Source organism: Streptomyces phyllanthi (assembly GCF_009377205.1).
GTDB lineage: Bacteria > Actinomycetota > Actinomycetes > Streptomycetales > Streptomycetaceae > Streptomyces > Streptomyces phyllanthi.
The window spans coordinates 1-8080 of sequence record NZ_VJZE01000422.1 but is presented as its reverse complement, the minus strand read 5'-3'; the positions used below and the strand labels follow the sequence as shown (position 1 = coordinate 8080).

General features: G+C 75.6%; 7 protein-coding genes. 2 read left to right on the top strand and 5 right to left on the bottom strand.

Features of this window, described 5'->3' with window-relative positions; genetic code table 11:
- The first annotated feature begins 125 nt into the window (after positions 1–125).
- The gene (locus FNH04_RS36590; protein ID WP_152790144.1) at positions 126–689 is read left to right on the top strand and encodes a hemerythrin domain-containing protein; all 564 of its coding nucleotides are present in this window, start codon (positions 126–128) and stop codon (positions 687–689) included.
- Positions 690–1177: 488 nt separating this feature from the next.
- A complete protein-coding gene (locus FNH04_RS36585; protein WP_265581222.1) occupies positions 1178–2461 on the top strand; it encodes an MFS transporter in 1284 nt (427 codons plus the stop codon).
- A 130-nt stretch (positions 2462–2591) separates the two neighbouring features.
- Here the strand turns inward: FNH04_RS36585 and FNH04_RS36580 are convergent, their stop codons facing one another.
- The 5 genes from FNH04_RS36580 to FNH04_RS36560 form a co-directional block, all read right to left on the bottom strand.
- Positions 2592–3596 carry a glycosyltransferase family 9 protein gene (locus tag FNH04_RS36580; RefSeq protein ID WP_322724871.1) on the bottom strand — a complete coding sequence of 335 codons (1005 nt, stop codon included), beginning with the start codon at positions 3594–3596 and terminating at the stop codon, positions 2592–2594.
- Between the two features lie 9 nt (positions 3597–3605).
- The gene (locus FNH04_RS36575; RefSeq protein ID WP_322724870.1) at positions 3606–5030 is read right to left on the bottom strand and encodes a PfkB family carbohydrate kinase; all 1425 of its coding nucleotides are present in this window, start codon (positions 5028–5030) and stop codon (positions 3606–3608) included.
- Positions 5027–5662, bottom strand: a complete 636-nt coding sequence (locus FNH04_RS36570; RefSeq protein WP_152790145.1) for a D-sedoheptulose-7-phosphate isomerase — start codon at positions 5660–5662, stop codon at positions 5027–5029. The genes FNH04_RS36575 and FNH04_RS36570 overlap by 4 nt, the downstream gene beginning before the upstream one ends.
- A gap of 125 nt (positions 5663–5787) precedes the next feature.
- On the bottom strand, positions 5788–7065 hold the full coding sequence (locus FNH04_RS36565; protein WP_152790143.1) for a glycosyltransferase: 1278 nt from the start codon (positions 7063–7065) through the stop codon (positions 5788–5790).
- A complete protein-coding gene (locus tag FNH04_RS36560; RefSeq protein ID WP_152790142.1) occupies positions 7062–8027 on the bottom strand; it encodes a glycosyltransferase in 966 nt (321 codons plus the stop codon). The genes FNH04_RS36565 and FNH04_RS36560 overlap by 4 nt, the downstream gene beginning before the upstream one ends.
- Positions 8028–8080: the final 53 nt, after the last annotated feature.

The window sequence follows — 8080 nt, the reverse complement described above, 5'->3', positions numbered from 1 at the left end:
ACCGGTGTGGGGACGGGGTGCGTGGCATACGGGTGAAGCCGCGTTAACGCGTCCGGGGCGGGGGCACTCGGGACGCGTGGCGGGTCCGTCCGGGAGCCGCCGCGCCCTGGCTGGAGGTGAGGAGCATGGGACACGGAGGAAACGTCATCGAGGAGCTGGTGACGGACCACCGTGAGGTCGAGGAGATCTTCGGCCGTATCGAGGCGCTGCCGTCCGGAGACAAGGACCGCAAGGTGTACACCGACCAGGCCACGATCGAGCTGGTCCGGCACTCGGTGGCCGAGGAGGCGTATCTCTACCCGGCGGTGCGCGAGCACGTGGCGAACGGGGACGCCCTGGCGGACAAGGAACTCGAGGACCACGCCAAGGCCGAGCAGCTCATGAAGGACCTGGAACGCCTCGACGCCACCGACCCCGAGTTCGACCGGCTCATCGGCGAACTGATGAGCGAGATCCGCTCGCACATCGCCGACGAGGAGGGGAACCTCTTCCCGAGGCTGCGCGAGGCGTGCCCGCCGGAGACGCTGGACACCCTGGGTGACAAGGTTCGCCAGGCGAAGAAGACGGCACCGACCCGTCCGCACCCGGCCGCCCCGGACAAGCCCCCGGCGAACAAGCTTCTCGCCCCGGGCGCCGGACTGGTCGACCGGCTGCGCGACGCGCTGTCGGGGCGCGGCAAGCAGGGCTGACACCGGCTCCGGCGGTCCGGCCCGGGCCCGTCGCCACGGCGACGGGCCCTTTCTCACGCCTTCACACGCCTTCTCATGCCTTCACGCGCCGTTCCGGGGGCTGGGTGCCGTGACCGTCCTCACTCCCGCGGGCCGCGGCGCTCCGGCCGCCGAAGCCTGTGAGCAAGCCCACGCGAGACACCAAGTGCCGGACGGCGGGTGGGACTTGGTGCCCGGGCAGGTGGTGCGACGGAGGGTGGGGGCACGGACTCGGCGGCCCCTTCTGCCACGATGGTCCGCGCCGACAACCGGCTCTGTGGAGCGGCCGCGCAGCGCAGCCGGTCTTCCTCGCTCCCGCCGGTTCCGCCCTCCGGGTCCCCGATCCATCCGGGTCCCCGATCCGTCTCGAGTACCGCTCTGTGACTTCCGCACCTTCCTCCGCCCTGCCCGACTCCGCGCCGTCCAAGGGCGCGCCACGCTCGCCGTGGCGGTCCCTGAGGTACCGCAGCATGCGCTGGTGGTCCGTCGCGAACTTCGTGTCGAACGCCGGTACGTGGATGCAGCTCACGGTGCAGAACCTGCTCGTCCTCCAGATCACCGGGTCAGCCGCCGCCACGGGGCTGTCCATGTCCGTCCAGGCCGCGCCCGCGCTGCTCGTGAGCCTGCTGGGCGGCGCGGCCGTCGACCGCTGGCCCCGCAAGCTGACGGCCGCCGTGAGCCAGGCGCTCCTGGGCGTGGTCGCGTTCGTGACGGCCGTCCTCGTGGCGCTGGGCCGGCTCGACATGACCTCCCTGATGGTGCTGGCCGCGGTGACCGGCACCATCGCCACGGTCGACGGGCCGGCGTGCGCCCTGCTGGGCAACGACCTCGTCCCGAAGGAGGACGTCCCCTCCGCCATCGGGGTGGGCTCGCTCGTGCACAACGCGGGCCGTCTCGTGGGTGCCGCACTGGCCGGCGTGGCGGTCGGCTTCCTCGGTACGGCCTCCGCGTACGCCGCCAACGGGCTGTCGTTCCTCTTCGTGGCCTCGGTCATCCCGTTCCTCCGTCCGGCGCCCGGAGCGGTCCCGCAGGCCGCGGCCGGCGTGCGGGCCGCGATCCCGAAGCAGCGGGGCGCGGGCAGGAGCGTGCGCGGTACGGACCAGGACATGACCGTGCGGCAGGGGCTGGCCTTCTTCGCGCGCCGGCCCCGGCTGCTCGCGCTCGCCTGTGTCACCGCCGTCAGCGCGGTCTTCGGACGCAACTACGGGCTGACGCTGGCCGTGCTCGTCACCGGGCCGCTGGCGGGTGGCGCCGGGGAGTTCGGGACGGTCTCCACCGTCCTCGCCGTCGGGGGCATCCTCGGCGCGGTCCTCGGCGCCCGGATGCGCCGGCCCTCCGTGCGGATCGTGGGCGTGCTGGCGGCCTCGGGTGCGCTCCTGCAGGTGGTGGCGGGGTTGTCGCCGTCGCTGGCCGTGCTGCTGGTGCTCGTCCTGCCGATGGCCGTGGTGGAGTCCGTCTCGGACACCGCCGGGACGTCCGTCCTCCAGACCGACCCGCCCGCCCATCTGCGGGGCCGCGTGCTCGGTATCTGGGGCAGCATCGGCACCGTCTGGAGCCTCGGCGGCCCGCCGGCGCTCGGCCTCCTCATGGAGCTGGCCGGGGCGCGCGGCGCCCTCGTCATCGGCGGCCTGATCATCGCCGGCTCGATCGCCGCGGGCTTCGCCCTGCGCGCCCGCCGGACCGCGCCGCGCGTGGTCCTCCGCACGGAGGGTGACGACGTCCCGGAGCGAGCGGCCCTGGGCACGGCGGCCTGATCACCCGGCCCTGACGGCTCGGCTCCGGCGACGAGCGCCGGAGAGCCGCCGGGCACACGCCCAGGGCGGTCCGCTCCCTGTGGTGCTGCCCGCACGGCCCCGCACGGCCGCGGCCCCGGGCCCGGCCCGGTCACGGCAGTCCGCGTACCGCCTCGACCACCTCCCCCACCGTGATGCGCAGCAGCCGTTCGTCCGGCCGTCGGCCGTGGGCGTCACCCGGGCGGGGTGAGTCGTCGTCGCCGGGATGCCACAGCACGCGGTGGCGGGGGTCGGCCGGCGGGCCCCACAGGCGTGGGGCCACCGGGCCGAACAGGACGACCGAGGGGGTGTGAAGGGCCGTGGCGAGGTGGGCGAGGCCGGTGTCGCCGACCACCACGCAGCGGGCCCGCGCGACGAGCGCGGCCAGCCGGTCGAACGGCACGTCGGCGGCGCCGCCCAGCACCGCGTCCGCCGACAGCCCCGCCTGCGCCGCCACCCACCGCGCCAGGCCCTCCTCGCCCGCGCCCGCGGTGACGACGACCTCGTACCCCCGGTCGCGCAGCTCGCGTGCCACGGCGGCGAACCGTTCCCCGGGCCAGCGGCGGGCCCCCGCGTCGGCGCCGGGGTGGACGACCACGGCCCCGGGCGCCGGGGACGGCGTCGTGGGCGGCGGTATCCGCAGGTCTTCGGGGTCCGCCTCGATGCCGTACCAGGCGAGCAACCGGCACCAGCGCTCCCGTTCATGCTCGTCGGCCCGCCATACGGGGCCGGAGATCCCGGGGGTGAGCGGGTGCGCGTAGGCGAAGAGCCGCCGGGGGTGCAGCCGCTGGAGCAGCAGGTGGCTCGGGGGGCCGTTGCCGTGCAGGTCCACGGCGATGTCCGGGGCGGGTCCGAGCCAGGGCAGTGTGCCGGGTACCTCGCGTCCGGGGGCCGTGGTCGGCAGCAGGCGGTCCACCAGGCCGGTCGCGGCGGCGGCCGGGGCGAGGCGTTCGGGCGCGGCCAGGACGATCTCGTGGTGCGGGAGGTGCCCGCGCAGCGCACGCAGCGCGGGCACCGCGGTCAGCAGGTCGCCCAGCCCCAGCGCCCGCAGCACCAGCGTCCGGGGCCGGTCTCCGGCCGGTCCCGGATCGGCCCGTGCCTCCCTCTCGGTGCTCACGGTCCCGGTTCAGGCCCCGGGCGGCCGCGGCTCCCCGGCGGCGGCCTTCGCGGCGCGGCGGGTCAGCAGCGTGGTTGAGCGGCCGTCGAGATACGGCAGGACGACCGCCTGGCCGCCCCAGGTGCGCAGTACCTCCGCCTCGGGCAGGTCCTGGACGGAGTAGTCCCCGCCCTTCACCCACACGTCGGGCCGCAGCCGGGCCAGTACCGCCTCCGGGGTGTCCTCCTCGAAGACCAGGACGGCGTCGACGCTCCCGAGGGCGGCGAGGACGCGGGCGCGGTCCGCCAACGGGTTGAGCGGGCGCCCCGGGCCCTTGCGGCGGGCGACGGAGGCGTCGGAGTTGAGGCACACGATGAGGCAGTCACCGATACCGCGGGCGCTCTCCAGCAGGCCGACATGACCGGCGTGGACCACGTCGAAGCAGCCGCCGGTGGCCACCACCGTGCCACCGCGTGCCCGGACGCGTTCCGCGAGGTCGTACGCGCCACAGGCGCCGGGTTCGTCCGCCGGGCGGGGTGCGGGCCCGTCCCGCCACAGCTCCGGGTTTCCCGCGCCGCCCGCCGCGACGAACGCGGCGGCCTCGGCGACGGCCCGCTGGAGCGCCTCCTCGGGGAGCAGCCCGTCCGCCAGCGCCGCGGCCGTCGTGGCGGCGAAGCAGTCGCCCGCGCCGCAGGGATCCCCGGTGGCCCGGTAGGGCGGCGGGACGAGCATCGGCGTACCGGGTCCCGGTCTGGCCAGCAGCACTCCGCGTTCGCCGAGCGTCACGGCGACGCCGGCCGCCCGCCAGCGCTCCGCCAGCTCCACCCCGCGCTCCGCGTAGGCGCGCAGTGATTCGCCGTCGCCGGGGCACAGGGCGCGCGCCTCGGCCGCGTTCGGGGTGACGAGCCGTGCTCCGGGCACGGGTGCCTCGCCCCTGGGGTGGGGGTCCCACACGAGGGGCGTGCGCCGGGCGACGGCCTCCAGGTGCCGTCGTACGGCGCCGGCGGTGTGCCCGCCGTAGTCGGCGACGAGGACGGCGTGGGCGCTGTCCAGCGCGTCCCGTACCTCTCCGTCGGGTTCGCCGGGTGTGCCGCCTCCCCGGTCGATCCGTACGACGGGACGGCCGCTCGCCAGCACGCGGGTCTTCACCGGCAGGGTGCCCTTCAGCGGGATCTCGATCAGCCGTACCCTGCCGCGCAGCTCACGGCGTACGGCCTCGCTGGCCGGGTCGTCGCCGAGCGCGGTCACCAGGGTCACGTGACGGCCGCCGCGGGCGGCCAGGGCGGCGGCCAGTCCCGCTCCTCCGGGATGCCGCCGGTCGCCGGTGACGTCGACGACGGGGGCGGGGGCGTCCGGGGCAAGCCGGGCGGCCACGCCCTCGATGTCCTCGTCGAGCAGCACGTCCCCGACGACCACGAGCGGCTTCGGTCCCGTGGCCGGCTCGGGCGCCGTCACGACGCCCTCCCGTGGACGGCGACCGCGCGGCGCCCGACGGGGTTCGCGACGGCCGTGTCGAAGCACTCGCAGAGCAGGTGGACGGCGACGAGGTGTGCTTCCTGCACGGTCGCCGTACTGCCCGCGTCGACACACAGTGCCTCGTCGGCGGCCTCGGCCAGCGGGTTCGGGCCCCGTCCGGTGAGCGCCCAGACCCTCAGCCCGGCCGACCGGCCCGTCACGGCCGCCGCGATCAGGTTGGCACTGCGCCCTGAGGTGGACAGGAGCAGGAGGACGTCCCCGGGGCGGCCGTGGGCGGCCACCTGGCGGGCGTACACGTGGTCGAATCCGTAGTCGTTGCCGATGGCGGTGACGCTGGACGTCTCGGCGTGCAGGGAGATCGCCGAGAAGGCGCGCCGCTCCAGGCGGTAGCGGCCCACCAGCTCGGCGGTGAGGTGCTGGGCCTGGGCGGCGCTGCCGCCGTTCCCGGCGGCCAGCAGCCGGCCGCCGCCGGTGAGGACGGTGGCGAGCCGGTCGCCCCATTCCGTGATCCGGCCGAGGCCGTCACGGCGGAACCGGCCGAGCGCCTGCTCCAGTGACCGGCAGTGCAGACGCGCGGCCTCGAGCGCGGGGTGTGCGGGGTGTTCGGTCATGCTGTTCGGGCGTACCGCCTCGCGGAGCACGGCGGCTGCACCCACACCTCCTTCGGACATCGGTACCGCACGGTCGGTCGGCAGGGACGGCCGGCCCCGGCTCTTCCGCCGGGGGCGGGAACGATTCACCCGGCCCCCGTCGCCGCCGACTCGGCGTCGAGGATCGCGCAGTAGGCCGCCTCGGTGGCCGCCGCGACCTGGCCCCAGCCGTACCGGCTGAGGACCCGGCGACGGCCGGCCGTCCCGCAGGCCTCGCGGGCGGCGGGGTCGGCGAGGAGGGCGGCGACGGCTCGGGCCAGCGCCCCGGGGTCACGTGGTGGGACCAGCCGCCCGGTGCCGGGGTCGGCGATGGTGTCCAGCTGTCCGCCGACGGCGCTGGCGACGACCGGCCGGCCGCAGGCCATCGCCTCCAGCGGGACGATGCCGAAGGGCTCGTAGTCCGCGGGGCACACCACCACGTCGGCGGAGCGCAGCCACGGCGGCACCTCCTCGCTGGGCACTCCGCCCGTGAAGGTGACCCGGTCGGCCACCCCGGCCGCACGGGCGAGAGCACGCAGCCGCCGTACTTCCGGGTCCTCGTCGATCCGGTCCGCCGGGGGCCCGCCGACCACGACCAGCTCCGCCCCGGGCAGCAGGGTCAGCCCCTCGATGGAGACCGCCGCGCCCTTGCGCGGGACCAGCCGGCCGCACTGGAGCAGCCGGTGGGGATGTGACCCCCGGGGCGCGACCGGGCCTCGCGGGGTGAACCGGTCGGTGTCGACGCCGCACGGCACGATGCTGGTCCTGCCTGCGGGAATGCCCATGCGACCCAGTTCGACGACCTCGTCCCTGCAGGTGGCGATGACCCGGTCACAGCCCAGGCCCACGTCGATCTCGTACGCGATCCGCTGCGGCGGGCTGGTGTCGGCGAGCTGCTGGTGCCGTCGCTTCACCGTGCCGAGCGCGTGGTACGTGTGCAGCAGGGGCAGCCCCAGGGCGCGAGCGGCCCGCAGAGAGGCGAGCCCCGACATCCAGAAGTGGGAGTGCACCACGTCGGGCGACCGCGTCCGCCAGATACGGGTCAGATAGCGGCTGAACTCGCTCATGTGAGGCAGCAGTTCGTCCTTGGGGAGCTGCTCCGGCGGACCGGCCGGCACATGGTGCACCTCGACGCCCTCGCGCAGCGGCACCCGGTCGGGCAGGCCGGTCGCGTCGCGGCGGGTGTAGACGGTGACGCGATGGCCCCGGTCGGCGAGCGCGCCCGCGAGGCAGGCCACATGGACGTTCTGTCCGCCGGCGTCGACCCCGCCGAGCGCGGCGAGCGGACTCGCGTGCTCCGAGACCAGCGCGATCGACAGGATGCCCGGATCCAGGGGGTCGGCGTCGAGCGGAGCGGTGCGGTAGGAGCCGATGGACGAGGTCATGAGCACACCTCCGTGATCACGCGTTCCCAGTCGTCCAGGAAGCGTTTGAGCCCGTACCGTTCGAGGGCCGCCCGGCGGGCCCGCGCTCCGTCCTCGGCGGCGGTCTCCGGATCCTCCAGGTAGCGGCGGGCGGCCCGGGCCAGCACGTCGGGACGGGTGGACAGCGTGCCCGCGCCGGGCGGCACCGCCTCCACGGCCCCGGTGGTGGCGAGCGCCACGACGGGCATGCCCAGGTGCATCGCCTCCAGCAGGGACAGGCCGAGGGAGGTCCAGCGCACGGGATGCACGTACATCCGGCGCTGGGCCATGGCGGCGTGCAGCTCGCGCTGGGGCAGGTCGGCGGTGCGGCACCGGTCCTCCGGCAGGCCGAGGTGCCCGGCGAGGCCCTCCGTGCGCATGCCGAAGACGTCCAGCGGCACCGCCTCGGACAGGGCGGGCAGCAGGTCCGTACCGGTGTGGCGGCGGCGCCGGACCGGTTCGTTGACCACGACGGCGGCCCGGGCGAGCCGGCCGGTGTACTGGTGGCCCGGGTCGACGACGCCGTGCTCGATCACCCGCGTGCGCGTGCCGCCGCAGTCCCAGAAGAGCCGGTTGAAGTGGGTGACGTGCACGATCGTCAGATCGTCCCGGTCGGCGAACGGGTGCCGCGTCTCCGGTACGCGGCCGTCCGGCGCGTTGTGCTCCAGGTACACGGCGGGAACGTCGCGTCCGGGGCGGCGTCCGCCGAGCCAGCGCTCGGCCAGCTCCGGTTCGTGCGGCCGCTGGAGGACGACCAGGTCCACCTGGGTGTCCCGCAGTTCCCCGGGCGGCGTCTCCCGTACCGAGGCGGGCCAGGAGAACGTGCGGGCCCGCCCGAGGCCGTCCGGGTCGCGGTCCGGGGTGACGGGAACGAGGTACGTGTGCGGGCCCTGCACGAACGCCGTCGTCCAGGAGCCGTGCACGTGCCACAGAAGGATCTTCATACGGCCGCTCCTCGTTCCGTCTGGTCCCCCTCGTCCCGTGGCCGCTCCTGGCC

What these genes read in the sequence shown, in the direction of transcription:
- FNH04_RS36560 (WP_152790142.1), bottom strand. Translation starts at nt 8,027, where the DNA reads ATGAAGATCCTTCTGTGGCACGTGCACGGCTCCTGGACGACGGCGTTC.
- FNH04_RS36570 (WP_152790145.1), bottom strand. Translation starts at nt 5,662, where the DNA reads ATGACCGAACACCCCGCACACCCCGCGCTCGAGGCCGCGCGTCTGCAC.
- FNH04_RS36565 (WP_152790143.1), bottom strand. Translation starts at nt 7,065, where the DNA reads ATGACCTCGTCCATCGGCTCCTACCGCACCGCTCCGCTCGACGCCGAC.
- FNH04_RS36590 (WP_152790144.1), top strand. Translation starts at nt 126, where the DNA reads ATGGGACACGGAGGAAACGTCATCGAGGAGCTGGTGACGGACCACCGT.
- FNH04_RS36585 (WP_265581222.1), top strand. Translation starts at nt 1,178, where the DNA reads ATGCGCTGGTGGTCCGTCGCGAACTTCGTGTCGAACGCCGGTACGTGG.